Origin of the sequence: Frondihabitans sp. 762G35 (assembly GCF_002074055.1) — a bacterium.
Classification (GTDB): Bacteria; Actinomycetota; Actinomycetes; order Actinomycetales; family Microbacteriaceae; genus Frondihabitans.
Window position 1 is genome coordinate 660199 of sequence record NZ_CP014619.1, and the last position, 21708, is coordinate 681906.

The following is a 21708-nucleotide window of genomic DNA, read 5'->3' on the forward strand; positions in this document are numbered from 1 at the left end:
GCGTGGGGCTGTGGGCGTGAGTCGCCGGGTGACGGCAGGAGCCGCGGCGATCGTGGTCGCGACCGCGCTGGGGGTCTCGGGGTGCGCCTCGACGGTCCACCTCGATCCTGCCCCCGACGCCGGGACGGTCGCGTGCGCGGCCGTGACGGTCCGCCTGCCGGGCGAGCTGGAGGGGCTGGCGTCCCGTGACACGGACGCGCAGGCGACCGCCGCGTGGGGCGCTCCCCTCACCGTGTTCGTCCGCTGCGGAGTCCGCGTGCCGCAGGTGTCGGCGCTCCCGTGCTCCACGTTCGGGGGCGTGGACTGGCTCATCGACACCAGCGACGAGCGCTACCTTCGTGCGGTCTCTTACGGTCGTGCTCCTGCCGTCGAGGTCGTCATCGACTCGAGCGTTCCCGCGCCCGGTGCGGACCTCGACGCGCTGGCCGGCGCGGTGCGCCAGGTGCCCGCGACGAAGCACTGCCTCTGAGGTCGGGTGCGCGTGGATCGACCGCTCGATGCTCGACTCGCTCCTCGCCACATCGGTGGGCGACCGATGACCGCGGCACGAGGCATTGCCTTTCCGCGACGATCGCGATAGCGTTCTGCTCCCGCTCGACATCCGTTCGAGCCCGGTGATGGCCCGCGTCCGCCGCGAAGGGCGCCCTCATGAATCGCATCCCGTTCTCTCCCGAACGTCCGACGTTCGGATTCCACCTCGACAGCAAGGGCGGCTTCTCGCCCCTCCGATGAGCGGCGGTTCGGCGGCGCGGCCCTCTGCCGGCCGTCGTCGTGACCCCCGTCTCCGGCCGGCCCTGTGGTCGACCGCCGGAGTCCTCCCACTCCCGGGCCCTCCCTATCTCGAGCACGTCGAGCGGCTCCTGACGGCCCACGGCCGGGGTCCGCTCCCCGACGGCGGCGGCCCGTCCCCCGACGAGGCGCCCCCGAAGCCCGGTCAGCCGCTCTGGATGCCCGGGGCGTTGGAGGGCATCCTCGCGGTGCGGGTGACTCCGGATGACTCGAGTCCGACGCCCCCACTCGCCGCCGCGGCCATCGTCCGGGCGTGCGAACAGCCTCTCGGCACGATCTCCCTGCACACGGTCGCCGACCGGCTGGCGGACCTGTCCGGCCCCTCGGACGTCGATCGGCTCGTCCGTCTCGTCCGGGTCGATTCGCTCGCCGGTCGGCTCCGGCTGGCCGAGCTCGCTCGGTGGCTCTGCCGATCCGGGACGCGCCTCCGCCAGGTCCAGTCTGGGATCGCGCTCCTGGGGAGCGTCGGAGGCCCGCAGGATCGGACGCTCGTCACCACCCTGGGGCTGCTCAGTGTTCTGACGAGACAGTCGGTGGCGGCGCTCCGGGGCATCCTGCCGGACGCCGAAGCGGCGGTCTTCGAGCTGGCGAGGCGGACCAGCGGGTGGGGCAGGATCCATGCCGTGCACGGACTCCAGGGCACGACGACACCGCGCATCCAGGACTGGCTCCTCCGAGGTGGGTACGACAGCGGAGTGATCGACGAGGAGCTGGCCGGGATCGCCGCCCTCTCGGGCGATCTCGCAGGAGCCCTCCAGGGGGACGTGGACGACGACCTCCTCCACCACGCCGGCCGCCTGCTCACGGCCCTTCGCTGGGGTGGACCGGCCGAGGACCTGGCGGACTACCCCGAGGGCGGTGTGGCGATCGAGTTCTACCTGAGAAGCGCCGCGGAGGCCGTCCCGACGATCGAGATCCTCGCCGTCGTGCAGACCCTCGATCGCTACTTGAAGGATGGCGCCGTCCGCAATCCTCACCTGGATGCGACCGCCAGCCGTCGACTGTCGTGGCTCACGGCGGAGCTCCTCTCCCGTCCCGTGTGGCCCGGAGTCGCCGAGGGGGCCCTCGCCTGCCGCGACATCGACGCCTTCTGTCTGGCGGTCCAGCCGGCGGCGAGGGCCGGAATCGACGTGCGGCCGGCCGTCTTGGGCCGGCTCGAGAAAGACGCTCTCGAGCCCTTCCTCTGGGATCGGCTTTTGAGGCGAGCCACGCCCGAGCAGATCGCGCTGACGGTGACCCTCGCGGAGCGCGTTCTCGTCGGCCGGCGTCCGGACGCCGACGTCTCGCCGGAGGCGGGGGAGTCGGAGCGCCTGGGCGAGTGTCTGGTGACGATCCTCGGGAGGCTGCACGGCCGGCCGGGACGGGGCTGGCCACTCGTGGCTGCGGCCCTGGGACACCCCGGTGTCCGCGTGCGCCGGAGCGCGCTCCGCTTGCTGCACGCCTGGCCGGCCGACGACCGACCTGCGTCGGTGCGAACGCTCGTCGAGCGGCTCCGGTGGACGGAGGCAGACCCCGAGCTGCGCGCGCTGTTCGCTGGGCTGTGAGCGCGCGCCGCGTCAGGGCAGCCGCGCCACGACCTGGTCGGCGACCTGCTCCGGCGTGAGGTGCGTCGTGTCGATCACCTCGGCCTCGCGGTGGAGCCACGTCCGAGCCGCCTCGGCGTACGGGTCGAGGTGGGTTCGCCGGAAGTCGGACGGCCCGAGATCGGCGTCGTTCTCGATCCGTCGGCTCAACTCGTCCCGCTCGGCGTGGAGGACGAAGTGCCGGATCGGAACGCCGTGGTCGGCCAATCCGGAACGGATCTCCCGCCAGTACTCCTCGACGAGGACCGTCATCGGCATGACCAGGGTGCCGCCGGTGAAGTCGAGGATCCGGCGGGCGGTCTCGACGACCAGCGGTCGCCACGGCGCCCAGTGCTGGAAGTTGTCGGTCCGCGGGAGGCCGGGGCGGACGTCCATCAGGACCTCGCCGACCTTCTCGGCGTCGAGGATGAGCGACTGCGGGATGCGCTCCTGAACGAGCGTGCTCGCCGTCGTCTTCCCGGATCCATGCGTGCCGTTCAGCCAGACGATCATGGTCGAAACCTACGGGGCCTTCGACATTGCGGCATCGATCAAGCGGGGGAGACGTGTCCGTCGCGCGGATGGTCGTCGTGCAGAGCGCATTCGCTCCCTTCCTGTCGTCCGGGCGCCGCAGTCTGGGTCACGCGGCGCCCAGCGGCCACGGGAGCTGTGCGCCGTCGGGCAGATCCCGGATGCGCGTGGTGAGGGTCGCGCGCTCCCTCATGCCTTGGACATCGGCGACCGCGCGCAGGTTGTCGACGCTGAAGGCGCCGCCGAGGACGAAGGGGATGACGGGTGCCAGGCGACGACCGGGCGGCAGCGCACCGTTCTGCTCCTGCCACTCGCGCGCGAGCGGGTGGCCGGTGAGGAGCGGGAAATCCTCGAGAACGGCTTCGGCCCAGCCTTCGATGCTCGTCGCGAGCGTCGATCTGGCGCCCGTCTCCGGATCGAACGTCACGACGCTCCGGTCATCGATCGCGAACTGGCCGCCGAAGACGTCCTCTGCGAAGAAGACGAGGCCATCGGCCAGATCGCCGTAGTCGCTCCGCCACGACGCGGCGTCGTTCCACGCGTCCAGACCGGACTCGCTGCCGTCGGCCGCCCGCACGACGAGAGCGCCCTCGAAGGCGTGGAAGCCGTTCGAAACGAGGAGCATCTCGGTGAGCTCGTCGACGAGCTGGCTCGCATGACCGATACGGGTCGGCATCGCGAGCGACGTCGGAGCCGCGAGGGCAAGGAGCTTGCGAGTGTGGGGACCTGGCGCCATGTTCCGATCGTACGGAGAGAGTCACGCCGGGAAGCGGTCCCACGGGAGGGAACGTCTCAGAATCGCGCCTACTTGCAGGGCACGAGAGCGCCCCCCGACAGGTAGTGGTCGGAATCGCCACCGACGAGGGTGACGCCAGTGGCCTGTCGCAGCACGAACTCGTTCGTGAACGACTGCGGGATGCACCTGCTCGGCACGATCTCCAGTGGTTGGCCGGAGCGGACCGCGACGTTGACGGCGGCCAGAGCGTCGGCGAAGTTCGCCGTTGTCGCGAGAACCGCCGACGTGGCCTGAGGGTAGGCGGTGTCGTCGAGGAGGCGGGCGGTCTCCGTGTCGCTGGAGCCGGCGATCCGAGACGTCGGCGCGAGTTTCGCCAGAGACGTCTGAACACCGCTCGAGATCTCCCTGGTGCTCCCCACCAGCACGATGTTCTGCGGGTGGAGTGCCGATACGGCAGCCTTCGTGGCTGGGTCGATGACGGGTGCCGCACCGTTGACGAGCAGGAACGGGGAGCGTTCGGCTCCGGCCACCGACGCCGTCACGACCGCGGGCTCGTAGGATTGACCCGTCGCCACGTAGACAGTGCGTCCCTGCCCGAGGGTTCCTGCCTGCAGCGTCGCGCGCGAGGTGGCGTAGCGGTCCGTCCCCGCGACGTGAACGAGGCTCACCCCGATCGAGCGGGCCGTTCTCGCGACGGCCGCCTGGTAGGAGGCGGATCCGGCGACCGCGACGATTCTGCCGGCGTGAAGGCGCTTGATCTCGGCGAGGATCACGGACGAGATGCCCGAGCCGGGTGTCAGCAGGAGCGGGACCTGAGCCGCAGCAGCTGCGGCGGCCGCATCGGTGGCGTCCGGGAAGCTGGTGCCCGGTGAGACGTAGACGACCGGAGCACCCTTCGGGAACGACGCCTTCGACGTCGCGACCGACGTCTCGTAACGATCCTTCGCGGAGATGGTCGTGGCCGATGTCTGCGCGAAGTCGACGACATTGAGACTCGAGGTGGTCGGTGTGGCCCCATTGCCGAGCCAGAAGAATCGGCGTCCGACGATCGTTTCCCCGTTCCTGCCCGGATTGAAGCCCGCGTGGAAGTACCTGGTGAGGAGCCCCGTCCGGGCGTCCTCGACGTCGTAACCCAGGATCGACGCCGAGGCGATCTCGGTCGTGCCCGGAAGCGTCATCAGGGGTGAGATCAGCCCGAGGTTCACGTGAGACACGGCGAGGGAACGAGTGTCGATGGCGAGAGTGTCCGGGTCGGCTTTGGCGACAACGATGGATCCGTCCGCTGTCGTCAGAACGTGTGAGACCGAACCGGCCGGCTCCTCGATCGTCTTCTCGACGCTGGCCGAAGCCGTGTCGATGACATCGACGGCTCCACCCTGGCCCGTCGACGACACCTGCCTGCTGACGAAAGCGCGGCTGCTGTCGCCCGAGAACGTGACGTCCCAGGGCCCCGGACCCACGGGAATCGTGTTCACGGTTCCCGTTCTCGTCTCGATGTCGAGGACGTACCCGGGCTGACTGACGTTCCTTGCCCATTCCACGACGTACGCGTGTTCGCCGTCGGGCGAGAGCACGAGAGGACGGAAAACGCCCTCGCCGTTGACATCGTGCGTGACCGTCCCGGTCGAGGGGTCGGTCACATAGGCCTCGAAGGCGGGGGTGGGGCTGCCGGGGGCAGCTGGCGACGCCGAATGTCCGATGGTCACAGCGACCCGTCCGTTGGCGGCGGCGGCGTACTCGACAAGGCCCATGGAGTAGGGGATGTCGGTCGTCGCCACGACGGCGCCCGTCGCGGCGTCGACGTCGAACTCCTCTTCCGGGTCGGCGGAGGTCAGATTCAGATTCGCTTCCTGGAAGCGGTTCTCCCAGGCGAGGAAGCGGCCGTCGGAGAGAGGCGTCACCTCGTCGACGACCCTCGGAAGATGAATGGTCCGAGCGACCCTCCCCGTCGACGCATCCACCACGAGGACGTCCTGCGACGCCGCGGTGACATAGAGCTGCGAGCCGTCCACGGATGCCACGACCGAGTCGGCCCGACCTCCCGGAAGTGGAAAGGACGCTGCGCCGAAGTCCGTGGACCGCGTGTACACGGCTGCGTCCGCGTCCGCACTGCGGGCGGGAAGGAGGCCGATCACGGACGCAGCCAGGAGCACGGCCACCGCCGCCGCCGTCGTGCGCAAGAACGGACGTGACATTCTTCGAACCCCCATGGGAGGAATCTAGGGGGCGACTCGACCGCGCACCTAGCCCGGTTCGGCCCCCCGTTCGGGGGCCGACACCGGCACGCGACCTCAGGCCTCCGCCACCTCCACGCCCAGCCACCGGGCCAGCTCGGCGATCTCCGCTCCGACGATCTCCCGCTCGTCGTCGTCGAACGGGAAGAACTCGTGGACGGCGTCCACCCGGAGGAGGCGCGCCGCCGCATCCAGCCGGGCGTCGAGCATGCCGACGAAGCGGTCGCCGAACAGGATCGGGTGGGCGAAGAACCCGTACCGTCGCTGCGCCTTCGGCTTGAACTGCTCGAGCACGTACTCGAAGTCGAAGATCTCGCGGAGCCGGGGGCGGTCGAAGAGGAGGCCGTCGTACGGGTTGAGGAACGCCACGCGACCGCCGTCGTCCTCCTCCGCGAGCGCCGCCAGGGCCTCGGGATCGACGCGCCACGTGGCCGTCGATCCCTCGATGACCGCGGGAACGCCGGCCTGCCCGACAGGAGTCCAGGGCGACTTCTGGCGCGCGAGTCCCGTGGCCCCGAGCCGTCGCTCGTTCAGGAGCGACTCCGCCTCGTCGAACTCGAGGTCGGGGAGGTCCGCCGGATAGACGCGCTCGGCGAGATCCCACCGCCGGTTGCGACCCTCCCGGCCGGCGACCGCAACGAGTCCCTGCCGACTCAGGAAGTCGAGCATGGTGGGCACCTGGTTCGCCCCCGACCAGCCGTCCGGGGGTCGGCTGACCCGGGCCGTGTCCGGGATGTCCTTCGCGAGGAGCGGTCCCTCGCCCCGGAGCCGGTCGAGAACGTCCTGGCGGAACGCGCCGTTGGCCTCGAGCCACTCGGCGGTCGACGCGCGATGCGGCCAGCGCCTCATCGCGGGGAGCATCAGGGGGAGCAGCCCGATGGGACGGAAGGCGCCGTCGAACTCGAAGAGGAGCCGGTCGCGCTCGGTGACGTCCTTGAGCTGGCCCGGCTCGTAGGCGTAGCCGATCCGCGACCAGAGCACCGTGTGTTCGCAGGGCGCGATGACCGAGGTCGGATCGATCTTGACGGCGCCGAGCTGCTCGGCGACCTCGACGACGTCGCCGGGCCGCTCGGCGTCGAGCAGCTGCGCGCGCACGATGATCCGGCGCGCCTCGTCCTTCGTGAGCTCGTGTCGGTCAGACGTCGGCATGCACCTATCCCAGGCCACTGCCGGGTCGGAGTCAACAGCTAGGGAAGGCGGTTCACGCCGTGCCGACTCCGTTATCAGGCGCCGACGTGCCATCCCGATCGGGGGTGAATAGGCTCGACGAATGACGGAAAAGGCGGGATCCGGAGGCAAGACTCCCGCGTGGCTCTGGGTCGTCTTCGCGGTCGGCATCGCCATCTTCGCGGCGGGGTCATTCATCGCGCGGATCGAGCACCAGCTCTACGGAGTTCTCATCCTCGCCGTGGGGCTCGCCGTCGTCGTGACCTTCACGGCCCTCCGAGGGCGCTATACACGGGGTCGCTAGCGGCGCTTCCGGGCGCCGGGTGTGAGTTTTTGCGACATGTTGTCAGCGCCAGGGTTGCAGCGCGGGCAACCCGTCGCCGAGGGCGAGATTGCCGAGCCGCTGCGGGTTCCACACGGCCTTGCGATCGGTCGCTCTGGTATCGCGGCCGACGTGTTGCAGTTGACGCACCCGAGCGTGCACATTCACCGTGCGGGGTAAACGCCCGTCGCGATCGTTACGAGCATGTGCAACGGCTCTAGGCGGGGCGGAGAACGGCTCGGGTCCGGGCGCTGCGCGAGCCGCTGGATGGCCGCGACAGGCGGGCGCTCACTTCCGTGCAGTGTCAAACCGGACGTGACGCCCGACTTCCGGCAAGATTTCGTGCGTGACGACGAAGCGGCCTCACCTGCCCGACGATGACGACCGCGGCTTCGCATTCGACCGTGCCGGCGTCGTGAGACGTCAAGCCATCGCCGACGCGATGGTCGGACACTCGCTGTCGCGCGTGCGCTACATCCTGCTCGAATACGCAGAAGGAGCCGTGGGCGATCACACGGGCCTTCGAAGCGTCACGGATCCGGCTGAGCTCCACGAGCCAGCCTGGAAGTTCGAGGGCTTTCACAACGTCGACTTCGGCATCGAGTTCGAGCTGGACGATGGAGCAGCGTTCTTCGCAACCTGGGACATGCCCTGGCCCGACTCCCTCAGGTTGGCACGTGGCGACATGAGCACCTGGACAGGCGCGAGCTGGGACGTCACCGACGTTCCCCCGTGGAACCTCCTCACGAAGACACCCATCGCAAACTTCGAGCTCCACTACGAACCCTGGGACTCCGAAGGGGGCTTCTGGTTTCGCGACATGACACTGATCGCAGGCTCGACCGTTATCACCATCGACGGAGCTGACGCGGACGGAGATGGACGCATGATGCCTTCTGCGACCAATCTCGCAGTGACATTCCTGACGCTCGACTCGAAGACGTGACCCATCAGTCGAAACTTGGCCCTTTCCGTAGCGCATTTCCCGTGAGTGTTGGTCACATATCGCGAGCAACCCACCCCTCTAATTCCTGTCTGAGCGTCCGGAAAAGCGCACGTTGGTAGTCCGGCGACTGCTTCCCTGACCCGAGCCCGTGCTCGGCCTCGGCCTCGAATGCCCTGACGGCACCGGTTTGTGGCGCCCGTGGTGGAGCCCCCTCTTGCTGTCATCAGGTGCACCGATTGATATGCGACAACGAAAAGTTTTCCAGTAATCGCTGTTGGTTTGTCGTGGTCAGATCGCTGCATCTAGCTTCATGGGCGTACCGAGCGGCCGTGTTCCCCTGATCCGGATCCGACCGCTCACTCCTTCCAAGAGAAATAGAGCCAAAGTTGCCTCACATCACTTTCAGGCGCCCGAAAAGGCGCCGCGTTGCCGCACTGGCAGCGTTGACCACGGTCGCCATCGTCGGTGCTCTTTCCGGATGTTCCGCTGGAGGGTCTTCTGCCGGCGGCAGCACCGCGACCCTGTGGGCGCTGACCGGCGATCAGACGGGTGTCGTCGAGCCTGCCGTGACGGCCTGGAACAAGGCCAACCCGAAAGAGCAGATCAACGCGCAGTACTTCGCGAACGACGCGTACAAGACCAAGATCCGCACCTCCGTCGGCGCCGGTTCGGCGCCGACGATCATCTACAGCTGGGCCGGTGGAACTCTCGACAGCTACGTCAAGGCGGGAAAGGTCGCTGATCTCACCTCGGAGACGGCGTCGATCAAGAGCAAGTACAACTCGTCCGTCTTCGACCTCGGTGTGGTCGACGGCAAGACGTACGCGGTTCCGATGGATCCGTCCTACCCGGTCCTTCTCTACTTCAACAAGAGCGTCCTGGCGAAGGCGGGGGTCAGCGCCCCGACGACGTGGGACGAACTGCTCGCGGCCATCCCGAAGCTCAAGTCCGCCGGCGTCCTTCCGTTCGCCCTCGCGGGCGGCAGCAAGTGGCCGGAACTGATGTGGGAGGAATACCTCGTCGACCGTGTGGCCGGTCCGGACGCGATCAAGGCCATCGCTGCGGGCAAGAAGAACGCGTGGAGCGACCCCGGAATCATCAAGGCGAACACGATGCTGCAGCAGCTCGTGTCGGCAGGTGCCTTCGGCAGCGACTACAACTCGGTCGTCGCGGACAGCAACGCCGACGCAGCGCTCCTGTACACGGGCAAGGCGGCGATGCTCCTTCAGGGAGCGTGGGCGTACTCGACCTTCCAGACCTCTGCTGCGGACTTCACGAAATCATCGCTCGGCTACTCGAACTTCCCGTCCGTCAGCGGCGGGAAGGGCGATCCGGCGAACATCGTCGGGAACGTCTCGGGCTACTTCTCGGTGTCCGCGAACGCATCGGCCGCGCAGAAGAAGACCGCCATCGCGTACCTCACCCAGGGCACCTTCAACGATGCCTACACGAAGCGGCTTCTCGACGGTGGTCAGGTTCCGCCTATCAAGGGTGTCTCGAGCCAGATCAGTGGAGGCAGCGACTCGTTCGTCGGCAAGACCGCGTCACTCATCGATTCGGCGCCCAACTTCCAGATGTCGTGGGACCAGGCTCTTCCTTCCGCCGAGGCGACAGCCCTGCTCACGAACCTCGACCAGCTGTTCACCAAGTCGATCACCCCGACCCAGTTCTCTGACGCGATGAACAAGACGATCGGCCAGTAGTACATGTCCTCCAGCACCATCAAGTCCGGTGGGGTGCGTAAGCGCCCCACCGGGGTGGGCGCCCCCTCCGGCTGGTACATGGCGCCGGCGCTCGGGATCTTCGCCCTTTTCGCTCTCGTCCCTCTCGTCGTCGCGCTCTGGTTGAGCTTCACCACCTGGGATGCCATCTCGTCCCCGGTGTTCGTCGGTGGTGCGAACTGGGCCACCGTCCTCGCTGACCGCGGAACGTGGCACGCCCTCGGTCTCACCCTCGAGGTCGTCGCTCTCTCGTGGCTCGTGCAGACACCGATCAGCCTTCTCCTGGGCGTCTTCGTGGCGGGAACCCAGAAGTACCGGGCGTTGCTCGCGGCGATCTACTTCCTCCCGCTGATCCTGTCCTCCGCGGCCATCGGACTGGCGTTCAAAGCCATCCTCGACCCGAACTTCGGGTTGGGGGCATCGGTCGGAGTGTCCTGGCTGAAGCAGAACTGGCTCGGAAGCCCGTCCCTGATCCTGCCCGTCGTCGTGTTCATCATCGCCTGGCAGTTCGTCCCGCTGCACACTCTCCTCTATCAGGGCGGCGTCCGGCAGATCCCGGCCAGTCTCTACGAGGCCGCGCAGATCGACGGCGCCTCGCGGGTCCAGCAGTTCTTCTCCATCACCCTTCCCCAGCTGAGGTACACCCTCATCACGTCATCCACCCTGATGATCACGGGGTCGCTCACCTACTTCGACGTCGTCTTCGTTCTCACGGGAGGCGTTCCGAGCAGTGCGATCAACATCCTGCCGATCGACATGTACGTCACGGGATTCTCCGCGGCGCAGTTCGGCACGGCGAGCGTCCTCGCGATCATCCTCGCTGTGATCGGCCTCGCAATCTCCCTCGTCCTCACGAAGTTCAGCGGCTTCAACCGTATGTCCAGCCAGCAAGAAGGGGCATGATGAGCACCCTCTCCGACGCCCGCACCACACCCGCCACTCGACCCGAGCCCGCTAAGTCCCGCCGAATCAAGGGACACAAGACGCGCAATTTCATCGGCGCATTCGGCGGATACGTCTGGTTGGCGGTGATCATCCTGCCCATCTACTACATCGTGATCACGAGCCTCCGACCACAGGATGGTTTCTACTCCTCCAACCAGCTCGTACCCCCCTCGGCACCGACCCTGTCGCAGTACGCGCTGGTGCTGCAGAGCGACTTCTTCCTCTACCTGGCCAACAGCGCGATCGTGACCGTGGTGAGTGTCGCGGTCACCGTGGCCGTCAGCCTCGGGGCGGCCTACGCGGTCGTCCGCTCTCAGACGCGTTTCACCAAGCTGGGATTCTCTATCTTCCTGGTGGGTCTCGCCGTGCCGCTGCAGGCGACGATCATCCCGCTCTTCTACATGATGAGCAAGGTGGGCCTCTACGACTCGTTGATGGCGCTGATCCTGCCCTCGATCGGGTTCGCGATCCCTCTGACCGTGCTCGTGCTCAGCAACTTTCTGCGTGATCTGCCCAACGAGCTGTTCGAATCGATGCGCGTCGACGGCGCATCGAACTGGCGCATCCTGATCTCCCTGGTGACACCTCTTTCCCGTCCGGCCCTGATCACCGTGATTATCTACGACGCGCTGACTGTCTGGAACGGCTTCCTGTTCCCGCTCGTGCTGACGCAGAGCCCGGACAAGCGCACCCTCCCACTGTCCCTCTGGACGTTCCAGGGGCAGTTCAGCGTGAACGTACCGGCTACTCTGGCTGCCGTGGTCCTCTCGACGTTGCCGATCTTCGCTCTGTATCTCGTCGGGCGTCGCCAGCTCGTCGCCGGCATCACGGCGGGGTTCGGTAAGTGACCACCGTGGCACCGGCTCCCGGTGCCGGCCACCGCACGACTCTCGACGCGGTCGCGAAGGTCGCGGGGGTCTCCATCGGGACCGTCTCCAAGGTGGTCAACGGCCGTTCCGGGGTGGGAGACGACACCCGCGAACGCGTTCAGCATGCCATCGGTCAACTCGGGTACGTGAGCATCGGAGAACGGCAACGGGGCGCCCACGACCGCGGTGAGGTGAGCGTCGAACTGCTCGTCGATTCGCGCGACATCGGGAACCCCTACGTGTCGACATTCCTCCAGGGCGTCATGGATGCCGCGGGCATGTTCGACGTCGGTGTGACCCTCCGCAACCTGACAGGGGTCGAAAAGCGGGATCCGGTGGGCTGGGCGCAGAAACTGGCCCGAGCGGGTCGATCCGGAGTGATCGAGTTGACGAGCGCGTATTCAGCGCCGCGGGCGCGCGCGCTTCGAGCGGTCGCCATGCCCATGGTCCTCGTCGACCCGATCGACTCGCCCAGGACATCGACGCCGAGCATCGGGGCCACCAATTGGCAGGGCGCCTACCAAGCGACCCGGCACCTGCTCGATCTCGGCCATCGCAACATCCGCTACATCGGCGGGCCCGAAGGGGCGGCGTGCGACATCGTCCGAGCTCACGGCTGGGCGGCCGCCATGGCCGAGTCCGGAATCACCGTGGACGCCACGACCGTTCCGCGTCACAGCTACACCTTCGAGCACGGACTGGCCGCGGCGACGGCCCTGCTCACGGGAGGCGACCGGCCGACCGCGATCTTCGCGGGCAGCGACGTCTCAGCGATGGGCGTCCTCGAGGCTGCGCGGAGGATGGGCCTGACCGTGCCGGAAGACCTCAGCGTCGTCGGGTTCGACGACACCCACATAGCCGCGATCGCCACCCCGCCTCTGACGACCGTCCATCAGCCGATCGCGGACATCGGGAGAACAGCGCTGTTCACCCTCCTGCGCCTGGCCCGCGGAGAGACTCTCGTGACCAAACGCACCGAACTCTCCACCGACCTCGTCATCCGCGCCTCCACGGCTCCTCCCCACGACTCGAATCCCGCGTAGACCGCGGCGCCCGAACGGACACTCATGAGCATCGACACGAACACCACTCAGCCCTGGCAGGACGTCACCCTCACCGCCGCGGAACGCGCGACGTCACTCCTGGTGGACATGACCCTCAGGGAGAAGGTGCAGCAGCTCGGCAGCACCTGGCCCGATGCGGAAGGCGCCGGGGGCGACGTCGCTCCCATGCAGGACACCCTTCTCCGAGCGGAAGCGTTCGACGAGGCGGTTCGCGACGGTATCGGACAGATCACCAGGCCGTTCGGGACCAACCCCGTGACCGTCCGGGAGGGCCGCGAGAAGCTGGTCCGGTTGCAGGAGCAGGTCGTCGCAGCGAATCGCTTCGGCATCCCCGCCGTCGCGCACGAGGAGTGCCTGACGGGTTTCACGGCGTGGACGGCGACCGTCTTCCCGACCCCTCTCGCCTGGGCGTCCACCAACGACCCGGAGCTCATCCGCGAGATGGCGGCCGCCATCGGCCACGACATGCGTTCGCTCGGGATCCACCAGGGCCTCGCGCCCGTGCTCGACGTCGTCCGCGACTACCGGTGGGGACGTGTCGAGGAGACCCTCGGTGAGGACCCCGCTCTCGTCGGGGAGATCGCGACCGCCTATGTCCAGGGCCTGCAGTCGTCAGGTCTCATCGCGACGTTGAAACACTTCGCCGGCTACAGCGCCTCGCGCGGTGCCCGCAATCACGCCCCCGTCTCCATGGGGCCCCGCGAATTCGCCGACGTCGTCCTGCCTCCGTTCGCCCGCGCCGTACTCGAAGGGCGCGTCGGATCGGTGATGAATTCGTACGCCGACGTGGACGGTGTGCCGCCGGCCGCCGACGAGAAGCTGTTGACGGGCATCCTGCGGGACCAGTGGGGGTTCACGGGAACGGTCGTCTCCGACTACTGGGCCGTCCCTTTCCTTCAGTCCACCCATCACGTCGTTGAGACCCTCGGTGAGGCAGGAGTCGCCTCCCTGTCGGCCGGCATGGACGTCGAGCTGCCGCACACGCTCGGCTTCGGGCAGAATCTCCTCTCCGCGGTTGCCGGTGGAACTCTCACGGAGGAGATCATCGACCGGGCGGTGCTGCGGGTCCTCGCGCAGAAAATCGAATTGGGGCTCCTCGATCCCGGCTGGACGCCGGAGGGAGACGGGGTGACGACGACGAACCTCGACTCGTTGACGAACCGGGACATCGCTGGGCGAATCGCGGAAGAGTCGGTGATCCTCCTCAGCAATCGCGGCGACTTCCTCCCCGTCCACGCGCCGACGTCGATCGCGGTGGTCGGCGCCGGTGCCGACGATTCCGGTTGCCTGTTCGGCTGCTACTCCTTCCCCAACCACGTCGTCGCAGGCCATGAGGGCGTCGACATCGGGATCGATGCGCCCACGATCCTGGACGCCATCCGGGCCGAGTTCCCGGACGCCGACGTCCACTACGAGCAGGGCACCCCCATCATCGGAGACGACTTCGGTGGGATCCCCGACGCTGTCCGTGCGGCGGAAGCCGCCGATCTCACCGTCGTGGTCGTCGGAGACCGGTCAGGCATGTTCGGGCACGGTACGTCCGGGGAGGGCTGCGACGTCGTCTCCCTGGACCTTCCCGGAATGCAGGACGAGCTCGTGCGACGAGTCCTCGATGCCACAGACCGAGTCGTGCTCGTGGTGCTGTCGGGTCGCCCGTATGCGATCGGGGAGCACGCCGACCGGGCGGACGCGGCCCTGCAGGTGTTCTTCCCCGGGGAGGAAGGCGGCCAGGCGATCGCCGGTGTCCTCTCCGGCCGCGTCGACCCCTCAGGTCGGCTTCCCGTGCAGATCCCCGGTCGAGCATCGAGCCAGCCGGGCACCTATCTCGCCGCGCCCTTGGCCCTCAAGAGCGACGGGGTGAGCAACCTCGATCCCACACCCGCCTTCCCGTTCGGTCATGGGCTCTCCTTCTCGACTCTCGAGATCCGGGCCGCTCGAGCGGACGCCTCGGACGTCGCCACGGACGGAACCGTGACCGTGACCGCCACGATCGCCAACACGGGGACGCGGCAGGCATGGCACGTCCCCCAGCTGTACATGAGCGATCCGGTGGCCTCCGTGGTGAGACCCGTTCGACAGAGACTCGCCTCCACCCGGGTCCACCTCGAACCCGGTGCCACGGCGGAAGTGGCCTTCACTGTGCACACCGATCTGCTCGCGTTCACCGGAACCGATCTGCGACGGGTCGTCGAGCCCGGGGAGATCGTGTTCACCGTCGCCCAGTCCGCCGCCGACACCGGCCGGGAGGTGGCTGTTCGCCTCTCGGGACCGAAGCGAGAAACGACGGTCGAGCGCGCGTGGGAGGTTCCCGCGCTTGTGACCGTGAAGTGACACCGCCCGTGGCGTGATGCTACGAGGACGTGGTCAGAAACGAAGATCGCCGCCGCCCCGATCAGGGCGACGGCGATCTTCGTTGTGAGGAATCTTTACCGGCGGGTGAATCTCTGGCTGGAGGATCCGGTGGCGGCCGCCAGGCTGACCGGGGTTCCGTTCCCGGTGCCGGAGGTGTTCAGGACCAGGCCGCTGAGACGGTTCGCGATCGAACCGTCGACACGCAGGTCCCACTGCTGGCTCACGTTTCCGTTGCAGGACCAGAGGATCACCCGGGTTCCGGGTGCGGTCCTGTCCGCTTCCGCGCCCAGGCAGCCGCCGGCCACCCGGAGCTCACCGCTGCGGGTCGGGGTGATCACCTGGTTGGCGTTTCCCACGCAGTCGTAGAGCTGCACCTGCGCTCCCGTCGTCCCGTTGGGGACGTCGAGGCACCGACCGGATGCGACGTTCTGCCGAGACGAGGCCGTCTCGCGCGGAACGAGAGTCCAGTTCTGGGAACCGTCCGTGGTTGCCGTGGCCGTCGTGGCGGGTGTGCCTTTCGCGTTCGCGGTCGCGTAGAGCGAGGTGTTCGACGAGGACTGGAGTGTGATGGTGCCGTCGGTGTTGTCCAAAAGATTCCAGAGCTTGTCGCTCTTGTCGTCGTCGTTCCACAGGGCGAGTTGCGCTCCGGCTGAGGTGCTTCCCTGCCAGATGCCGAGGGCTCGTCCTCCGGACGCGTTCAGCAGTGTCGTCTTCCCGTTCGCTTTCGGGGTGAGGTGCCACCACTGGGTGTCGGTGTCGGAGACCGACCCGGACGTCTCGGTATCGACGCGCCCACCGCTGAAGTCGCTGTCCTGGGCGGTGTTGCCTGTGCCGAGGACGTCACCGGTCTTCTTATTGACGAGCTGGTAGTACTGCCCGATCGACTGGCCCAGGTCGACCTCGCCGAACTCGATGGGGTTGGCGGCTCCGAAGTTGCCGCGCAGGATGACGACGCGGCCTGTCTGCGGGACGTACGTCAGGTTCCGGCTGTAGCCCGCACCCACCGACGTGCGCATGCGCGTCCACGTTCCGGTACTGGAACCCGTCGTGTTCACATACACGTCTCCGCCGTTGGCGCCATCGAGGTTGTTGAAGACGATCTCCCATTTGCCGTTGGCGCGCGGCACGGTGATGAGGACGGGCGAACCGGCGTTGTGGATCGACTGCCCTCCCGCGTTCTTCAGCGTCACGTTCGGTTTGTCCCAGAAGCGGAGCGGGTTGTCCGAGACACGGGCACCGCCCTGTTCGAACGTCATCAACCACTTTCCGTCCGTGGTCGGGACGACCGTGGTCATGCCTGGCCTCCCCGTGGACGAACTTCCGGCCACGGTTTCTGCGACGTCCACGACGGGTGCACTCCAGCCGTCCGCCGTCGCCCCCGTCCATGTCTTGTGCACGAGGATCTGGGTGATGGGGTCTTTGGCGGTCGCGTTGTTCGGGTCGGGGGTGAGGAGACCTGTCGACGTGTCGTAGCTGGAGTATTCGTTCTCGTCCGAGTAGTACGCGACGAGTTGCCCGTTGTAGACCATGAGGAAGGGCTCCCATACTGGGTCGTTCTGCGCATACGTGTTCTCGGTGGAGTGAAGGTTTCCGTAGGACCCTTCCCACCCTCCGGTGGCGACGATGTTCAAGAACTGCCACGACGACCCGGTCCCCGAGGTGTCCGCGTAGAGCGCGATGGCGAGGTCTTTGCGGTCACCGTCCTGCGTGGGCACCCAATTCGGGTTGGCCGCTTTCTGCTCCTTGTAATACGGATCATCCCCCGACACGACACTCGCCAGGAGAAGCGTCCCCGCCTTCAGCGACCCCACGTCCTGCGGGAGCGTGTACAGGTAAGGATTGGTCCAGTTGCTGGTGTATTTCGCGAAGGCGGCTTCTCGGGACGTTCCCTTGGTCATTGCCGCGGGCGAGGACAGGTCGGTGAGCTTCTGCCAGGAGGTTCCGAAATCGTCGCTCTTGTAAATCGGCAAGGTCTGGCCGACCGGATCTCCGATACTCCGTTCGAACGTCGCGACCAGGCGGCCGCTGGGGAGCGACGCTGCTTTCGGGTACAGGACGGCGTTGGCCTTGTTCACCTGCGTGGCCTCAGTCGAGGTGGGCGCGTACATCACGCCCGGCGTCGGGACATAGGCCCGAGCGGGCTGTGCGCCGATGATGGCGCTGCCGACCACGGTTGCTACGCCGAGGACGCTCAGAAGCCGGACGGCGAGCCGATGCTTCGAGATGGTCCGGGAGTCCGGAATGGACGGGGGTGGGAGGTGTGATCGCATCGTTGCGGATCCCCTTCGTCAGGAATAGGTCTCTCCAGGTTCAACCCCGACCGCCGCTGTGGAGCCATTCTGGAAAGACTTTCGTGACGGCCCCGCAATCTGCTGGTTGCAGGGTTGAACTCGATAGAGCTAGTCGTCAGCCTCCAAGAAACCGCGAACGACCGTTGAAGATCCGGTCGGCTTGCGACGAATGCTGCACCGGGAAGATTCTCGCCACCCACGCGAGCCGTCGTACTCACGTGCAACGCTCGTATCAGGCGTTCGCCCGCGGAGAGAATCCGCAAGCTCAGGCGCGCTTACACCGACACGTTGGCTGCACCACCAGCCCTACCGACTACTAGGTCGTGTCAAATCGCGCAACGCGACGGCCGACTCGTTTGGGCCGATGACCTCCATCCGGCTGCCCCGACGCTGACGACTCTTCGCGGAGAGCCGCACCAACTGCTCGACCGGCCAGGCCCAGCAACGCCGACATAGATGAAGTCGCCGTCGCGGTTCTTCGCCACATTCTCGATCCTGGCGTCGGCCATGGTTTCTGGACAGCGGGCGAGGAAGTGGTCGGTGTCGAGGCCATAAGTCGTGCCGTTCAGAAGCAATGGTGGCTCCTTCCCAAGAACCACCATTGGTGCTCCAACTTGATTGTCACCATCGATGGGGAACGAGCGCGAGGCGTAAGTGACCTCCTCGTCGTTGCTCGGTTCGCGGGAGGACAGTGGATCCGGTCTGGTGGCAGATACGTCGATACTTACGTTCATGCTGGCGATCGCTGGCTTTTTGAGACGCGGGCGGCAGGTGCAGGTTTCTCCATCGATCGGCAGCTCGAGGGGTTCGGACGGTGAAGCTAGCCAGGTGGCTGCCCACTGAGACCTCCTCATCCGTGTTGGATACGGTTACCGTGGTTTCACGGCAGCCCTCTTTCTCTTTGACCCGGATGGTAGCGATGATGATCGGGTGCTTACGGTGGCCGACTACCTTCGCGAGGTGATCCCCCGCGTCTACATGCCCGTTTTGCAGGAGCTGCTGACGGAGGACGAGCTCGCGACGCTGAGCCTTTCGATTCGGGTTCGGGCGGGGGCGCTGGGCGGGACGACGTCGTCGAACTTGCGGCCGATGCAGTGATCGGCATCGATGCTGAGTGGCTCGCCGTCGAGGTCCGCGGCGAACTCCAGAATTTTTGGCTTGCGTCGTCGATGACGGACGACGAGAACAGGGAACGGTTCTACTCAGACCTCCAGGACTGGATCTCGGAGACCACCTTCGGCTGGGGGCAACTACGGGGCCACATGTGACCGAACGCTAGAGGTCCGGCTAGCGGTCACAGTCAACGAAACCATCAGCAGTCCCGTTTTATCGAAGGCTGGGGTTTGTCGACTCCCACGTAGGCTTCAAGTTCTTCGTCACGCCGCCAGGGTCATCGACCCGCTAGCCGTTCCCGTCCGAACGTCGGCCGACACGAGCGGTGAGGGTCCGGCCCGCGCGCGCCATTGGTCAACTGATCTGACAGCAGTCCCAGCAAAGGAGATCCCAACGGCTCCGGAACGCCCTTACCGGTCCGTGACAGTTGCCCGGGTGCCGGCGAATCGAGAACGAACCTAAAGCGGACGTGGTCCGAGAATTTCTACTGCCCGTCAAGGTAGGTCGTGCCGTAAAGATCGCAGCCAAGGGCTGCGAGGTCGTTCATCATCGCGGACGGCAAAACGAAGCCTCCCTGACTGCTGTCGGAGTCACCAGACCACCCGATCACTGTTTCGCATGTTGCTCGCAGCGCCGCCAGCTCCCGAGTTCGCGATGACAAGACATCGATCAAGACCCTGAGCGTCCGGAAGCCAGTTTCGTCCGATGTATCAGCCGCAGATTCGTCAGCGTGGTAGCTCCAGCGTGCTCTGGGCTCGACCAACCTGGACCGGGAGGCATCTCGGCCGGCTTTTGCCGCGAGAGTCGCGTCTCCCTTTTCGTTCCATGACGTCGGTCAGAGGCGGAGGGTCTGCGTCATGGAAGCAGCTGTGGTTTCCTCGCTGTACACAGCAAGGGTTGCCCGGTCATGTGTGATCACGCCTGGCAGTCTCGCACGGCGCGCACCGCAAGGGGTCTTCGGCGAGTTATTGGTCGAGCGCTTATAAACACCAGGGTGGAGGTTCTCCTAGGATCGATGCCGAGGACGCTCGAATAGTACATGTCTTGCGCGGAGCGATGACGGAGATCGAACTACCGTTGCGTCTTTAAATCGCACGGTGAACTGACCCGTGGGCCAAGCCCAGTGCCGATGTGCGAACCGCCCATCGCTCTCCCGGTCAACCTCGCTATCGAGAAGATCAATGTCACCGGCTGTGAGCGCCAACGCATCGAGGTCGGCACCGCCAAGAACCTCGACCGAGGCTTCGTGGTAGTTGATCTCCACGTCTTCGACCATTTCTGAGCCGTTCAGCACAGACAGGCAAAGCGTGAAAATGCCATCCTCGGCGACCCAAGACCGGACCTTGGCATCTCCGATCGCCAAAGTTGTGAGCTCGAGGACTCCCGCCGACAGGGACGGCGCAAGCGTGGCGAGATGCCGTTCATAGCGGAGCCGAACATCTTCTGTCTCGTACTCGTCTCGGGTAAACCACTTCATGTCGTAGATGCTTGCACGGTTGTAGCGGCCGCTTGTCGCGGACAAGGACTCGCAACTCCCTCAGTCACAACAAACTGCCGAAGAGCACGATGAAGGTTCCCTCTGCGCGTCCGTCGAGGCGGACGTTGAAGGTCCGGCTTACGTGCAGGACAAGCCAACCAAGTCGATAGCAGACGCTGCAGCATCCCTTGGGGATCGGGCGATTGCATTGAGGTCGATCCCCGACGATCTGATGCTTATTCGTCTTTGACGCGGTCCGCTGGAGGTCGAGAGCCCCCGCGCATTTTTTTGAAGAAAAGCGTCATACCAATAGGGGCAGTGATACCCAAGGCGATGATGGCGGTGATCAGCCCCCCCGCTGTTCTGGCTCATGAGAGTGTCTTTCTGACTATCGCAAGCCGACGAGGAAGAGAACGACGCCAAGCACCCAAATGGCGATTACCGGTATCCAGGTGAACCGGGCCCACCATTCGGGTGTTTTTGCAAGTCTGGTTTGACCCATTGCAGTCCACTGCTGGAACGCGGAGCGTCCCAGGGGTTTTCTTATCAGCATCTCAAGAAGACCGAAGGCAATGGCGAGGAGGCCGAATCCACTGAGAGGGGTCTTGGAAAAGGAATCCTTAAACTAGATCAGGGCGCCCAAACCGACGTCGCAACCCAGCGCGCAACTCGATGTCATGATCCCAAAAAACTACTCCAGCACTCGGTTCGCAGCTACCCGCGCAATCACAGTTCCATCCGCGCACCGCCCAACGCCAGAGACTCTCAAGGTCAACATTCGCCTTCATGCGCGGATGAAGTCGCGGTTGGTCCTTCCGTACGGAGGCCTGGACATGCAAGTCGCCGCGAGAGTTATCTGGCAATCGTGAACTCGGACAGGCAAGACCCAACCTCAGACATCGTCGTCCAGCAGCTTCGAATCACTAAATGGGTTGGTGTCGGCGGCGGAATCATCATGGCTCTCGCCGGAGGGTTCTTCATCTACGCAGGGACCACGATCACCCCGGGATGGCCTTGGTTCGTAATCGGCGTTCTGGCCATAGTCTTCGGAATCGTGACGGCTATTCGCATCCCCAGGGCACGAGTCACTCTTCGACAGGACCAGATGGTTGTCTACGGCCAGTTGTGGTCACGGACCATTCCGCGCCAGTCGATCACGTCGATCACGCCCTGGCCATTTGTGAAGTGGACGGATTCTCGAGGACGGAAGCGATCCACTCCGGTCAGCGTCCTCAACGCACGAGGAGCGCTCCCGAAATTTGCCGAGCACGCGCATGAAGGCCGAGACGTCCTGCATAAATGGGCCGGAGTCGGCGGCGACTACCTGGACGACGAACGCTGAGGGTTCCTCTTCGTGCGCCCAGGTGTGCGAAAACTCAAGCGTGCCAGAACAGATGGGATGCGAGACGTTCTCGCGCCCGACCATGCCCGTGAGCGATCGCAGAGCACCGCCACTGACCGACCAAGTCCGCACCCGAATCGACGGGCGCAACTGTCTCGTGGACGGTCGTTCCCGGACGCCAGCCGGATCGTCTTCCTCTACTTGAGTACCGATGCCAGGCCCCTCGCCAGCGGTTGGGGCGAGGGGC

General features: G+C 66.0%; 19 protein-coding genes. 13 read left to right on the top strand and 6 right to left on the bottom strand.

Features of this window, described 5'->3' with window-relative positions; translation table 11 throughout:
- The first annotated feature begins 16 nt into the window (after window positions 1-16).
- A complete protein-coding gene (locus AS850_RS03365; protein WP_164088375.1) occupies window positions 17-469 on the top strand; it encodes a DUF3515 family protein in 453 nt (150 codons plus the stop codon).
- Between the two features lie 259 nt (window positions 470-728).
- Window positions 729-2333 carry a hypothetical protein gene (locus AS850_RS03370; RefSeq protein WP_119867856.1) on the top strand — a complete coding sequence of 535 codons (1605 nt, stop codon included), beginning with the start codon at window positions 729-731 and terminating at the stop codon, window positions 2331-2333.
- Between the two features lie 12 nt (window positions 2334-2345).
- Here the strand turns inward: AS850_RS03370 and AS850_RS03375 are convergent, their stop codons facing one another.
- The 4 genes from AS850_RS03375 to AS850_RS03390 all read right to left on the bottom strand — a co-directional run bounded on the left by AS850_RS03375 (window position 2346) and on the right by AS850_RS03390 (window position 7001).
- Window positions 2346-2864, bottom strand: a complete 519-nt coding sequence (locus AS850_RS03375) for an AAA family ATPase (protein ID WP_119867857.1) — start codon at window positions 2862-2864, stop codon at window positions 2346-2348.
- Between the two features lie 127 nt (window positions 2865-2991).
- Window positions 2992-3618, bottom strand: coding sequence for an SMI1/KNR4 family protein (locus AS850_RS03380; RefSeq protein WP_216819845.1), 627 nt, complete (start codon window positions 3616-3618; stop codon window positions 2992-2994).
- Window positions 3619-3686: 68 nt separating this feature from the next.
- Window positions 3687-5639: a cell wall-binding repeat-containing protein gene (locus AS850_RS03385; protein WP_164088376.1), complete on the bottom strand. Its 1953-nt coding sequence runs from the start codon at window positions 5637-5639 to the stop codon at window positions 3687-3689.
- Window positions 5640-5909: 270 nt separating this feature from the next.
- Window positions 5910-7001: a DNA glycosylase AlkZ-like family protein gene (locus tag AS850_RS03390; protein ID WP_119867859.1), complete on the bottom strand. Its 1092-nt coding sequence runs from the start codon at window positions 6999-7001 to the stop codon at window positions 5910-5912.
- 121 nt (window positions 7002-7122) lie between these two features.
- Between AS850_RS03390 and AS850_RS03395 the strand changes: the two genes are divergently transcribed.
- The 7 genes from AS850_RS03395 (at window position 7123) to AS850_RS03425 (ending at window position 15217) form a co-directional block, all read left to right on the top strand.
- On the top strand, window positions 7123-7323 hold the full coding sequence (locus AS850_RS03395) for a hypothetical protein (RefSeq protein ID WP_119867860.1): 201 nt from the start codon (window positions 7123-7125) through the stop codon (window positions 7321-7323).
- Window positions 7324-7687: 364 nt separating this feature from the next.
- Window positions 7688-8287, top strand: coding sequence for a hypothetical protein (locus AS850_RS03400; protein ID WP_119867861.1), 600 nt, complete (start codon window positions 7688-7690; stop codon window positions 8285-8287).
- A gap of 443 nt (window positions 8288-8730) precedes the next feature.
- Window positions 8731-9990, top strand: coding sequence for an extracellular solute-binding protein (locus AS850_RS03405; RefSeq protein ID WP_236940807.1), 1260 nt, complete (start codon window positions 8731-8733; stop codon window positions 9988-9990).
- A 3-nt stretch (window positions 9991-9993) separates the two neighbouring features.
- Entirely contained in the window at window positions 9994-10911 is a 918-nt protein-coding gene (locus AS850_RS03410) for a carbohydrate ABC transporter permease (RefSeq protein ID WP_119867862.1), read from the top strand.
- Window positions 10911-11801 carry a carbohydrate ABC transporter permease gene (locus tag AS850_RS03415; RefSeq protein ID WP_119870098.1) on the top strand — a complete coding sequence of 297 codons (891 nt, stop codon included), beginning with the start codon at window positions 10911-10913 and terminating at the stop codon, window positions 11799-11801. Before AS850_RS03410 ends, AS850_RS03415 begins: the two co-directional genes overlap by 1 nt.
- Window positions 11798-12865: a LacI family DNA-binding transcriptional regulator gene (locus AS850_RS03420; RefSeq protein ID WP_119867863.1), complete on the top strand. Its 1068-nt coding sequence runs from the start codon at window positions 11798-11800 to the stop codon at window positions 12863-12865. The genes AS850_RS03415 and AS850_RS03420 overlap by 4 nt, the downstream gene beginning before the upstream one ends.
- 24 nt (window positions 12866-12889) lie before the next feature.
- Window positions 12890-15217, top strand: a complete 2328-nt coding sequence (locus AS850_RS03425) for a beta-glucosidase family protein (RefSeq protein ID WP_119867864.1) — start codon at window positions 12890-12892, stop codon at window positions 15215-15217.
- Window positions 15218-15312: 95 nt separating this feature from the next.
- On the opposite strand, the gene AS850_RS03430 is transcribed toward AS850_RS03425, so the two are convergent.
- Window positions 15313-17508, bottom strand: coding sequence for an RICIN domain-containing protein (locus AS850_RS03430; RefSeq protein WP_119867865.1), 2196 nt, complete (start codon window positions 17506-17508; stop codon window positions 15313-15315).
- Between the two features lie 554 nt (window positions 17509-18062).
- Between AS850_RS03430 and AS850_RS17025 the strand changes: the two genes are divergently transcribed.
- From AS850_RS17025 to AS850_RS16450, 3 genes are all read left to right on the top strand, one after another.
- Window positions 18063-18347, top strand: coding sequence for a nuclear transport factor 2 family protein (locus tag AS850_RS17025; protein ID WP_164088377.1), 285 nt, complete (start codon window positions 18063-18065; stop codon window positions 18345-18347).
- A 121-nt stretch (window positions 18348-18468) separates the two neighbouring features.
- The gene (locus tag AS850_RS16445) at window positions 18469-18627 is read left to right on the top strand and encodes a hypothetical protein (RefSeq protein ID WP_164088378.1); all 159 of its coding nucleotides are present in this window, start codon (window positions 18469-18471) and stop codon (window positions 18625-18627) included.
- Complete coding sequence (locus tag AS850_RS16450; protein ID WP_164088379.1) at window positions 18624-18797, top strand: hypothetical protein; 174 nt, start codon at window positions 18624-18626, stop codon at window positions 18795-18797. The genes AS850_RS16445 and AS850_RS16450 overlap by 4 nt, the downstream gene beginning before the upstream one ends.
- Before the next feature lie 851 nt (window positions 18798-19648).
- On the opposite strand, the gene AS850_RS16225 is transcribed toward AS850_RS16450, so the two are convergent.
- On the bottom strand, window positions 19649-20119 hold the full coding sequence (locus AS850_RS16225; RefSeq protein WP_123955438.1) for a hypothetical protein: 471 nt from the start codon (window positions 20117-20119) through the stop codon (window positions 19649-19651).
- An 865-nt stretch (window positions 20120-20984) separates the two neighbouring features.
- Here AS850_RS16225 and AS850_RS16230 point away from each other — a divergent pair.
- The gene (locus tag AS850_RS16230) at window positions 20985-21461 is read left to right on the top strand and encodes a hypothetical protein (RefSeq protein WP_123955439.1); all 477 of its coding nucleotides are present in this window, start codon (window positions 20985-20987) and stop codon (window positions 21459-21461) included.
- The last annotated feature ends 247 nt before the right edge of the window (window positions 21462-21708 follow it).

Excerpts from the sequence above, each read along its gene's own strand:
- AS850_RS03370 (WP_119867856.1), top strand. The coding sequence starts at position 729 with ATGAGCGGCGGTTCGGCGGCGCGGCCCTCTGCCGGCCGTCGTCGTGAC.
- AS850_RS03395 (WP_119867860.1), top strand. The coding sequence starts at position 7,123 with ATGACGGAAAAGGCGGGATCCGGAGGCAAGACTCCCGCGTGGCTCTGG.
- AS850_RS03380 (WP_216819845.1), bottom strand. The coding sequence starts at position 3,618 with ATGGCGCCAGGTCCCCACACTCGCAAGCTCCTTGCCCTCGCGGCTCCG.
- AS850_RS03375 (WP_119867857.1), bottom strand. The coding sequence starts at position 2,864 with ATGATCGTCTGGCTGAACGGCACGCATGGATCCGGGAAGACGACGGCG.
- AS850_RS03425 (WP_119867864.1), top strand. The coding sequence starts at position 12,890 with ATGAGCATCGACACGAACACCACTCAGCCCTGGCAGGACGTCACCCTC.
- AS850_RS03390 (WP_119867859.1), bottom strand. The coding sequence starts at position 7,001 with ATGCCGACGTCTGACCGACACGAGCTCACGAAGGACGAGGCGCGCCGG.
- AS850_RS16225 (WP_123955438.1), bottom strand. The coding sequence starts at position 20,119 with ATGAAGTGGTTTACCCGAGACGAGTACGAGACAGAAGATGTTCGGCTC.
- AS850_RS03415 (WP_119870098.1), top strand. The coding sequence starts at position 10,911 with ATGAGCACCCTCTCCGACGCCCGCACCACACCCGCCACTCGACCCGAG.
- AS850_RS03430 (WP_119867865.1), bottom strand. The coding sequence starts at position 17,508 with ATGCGATCACACCTCCCACCCCCGTCCATTCCGGACTCCCGGACCATC.
- AS850_RS03410 (WP_119867862.1), top strand. The coding sequence starts at position 9,994 with ATGTCCTCCAGCACCATCAAGTCCGGTGGGGTGCGTAAGCGCCCCACC.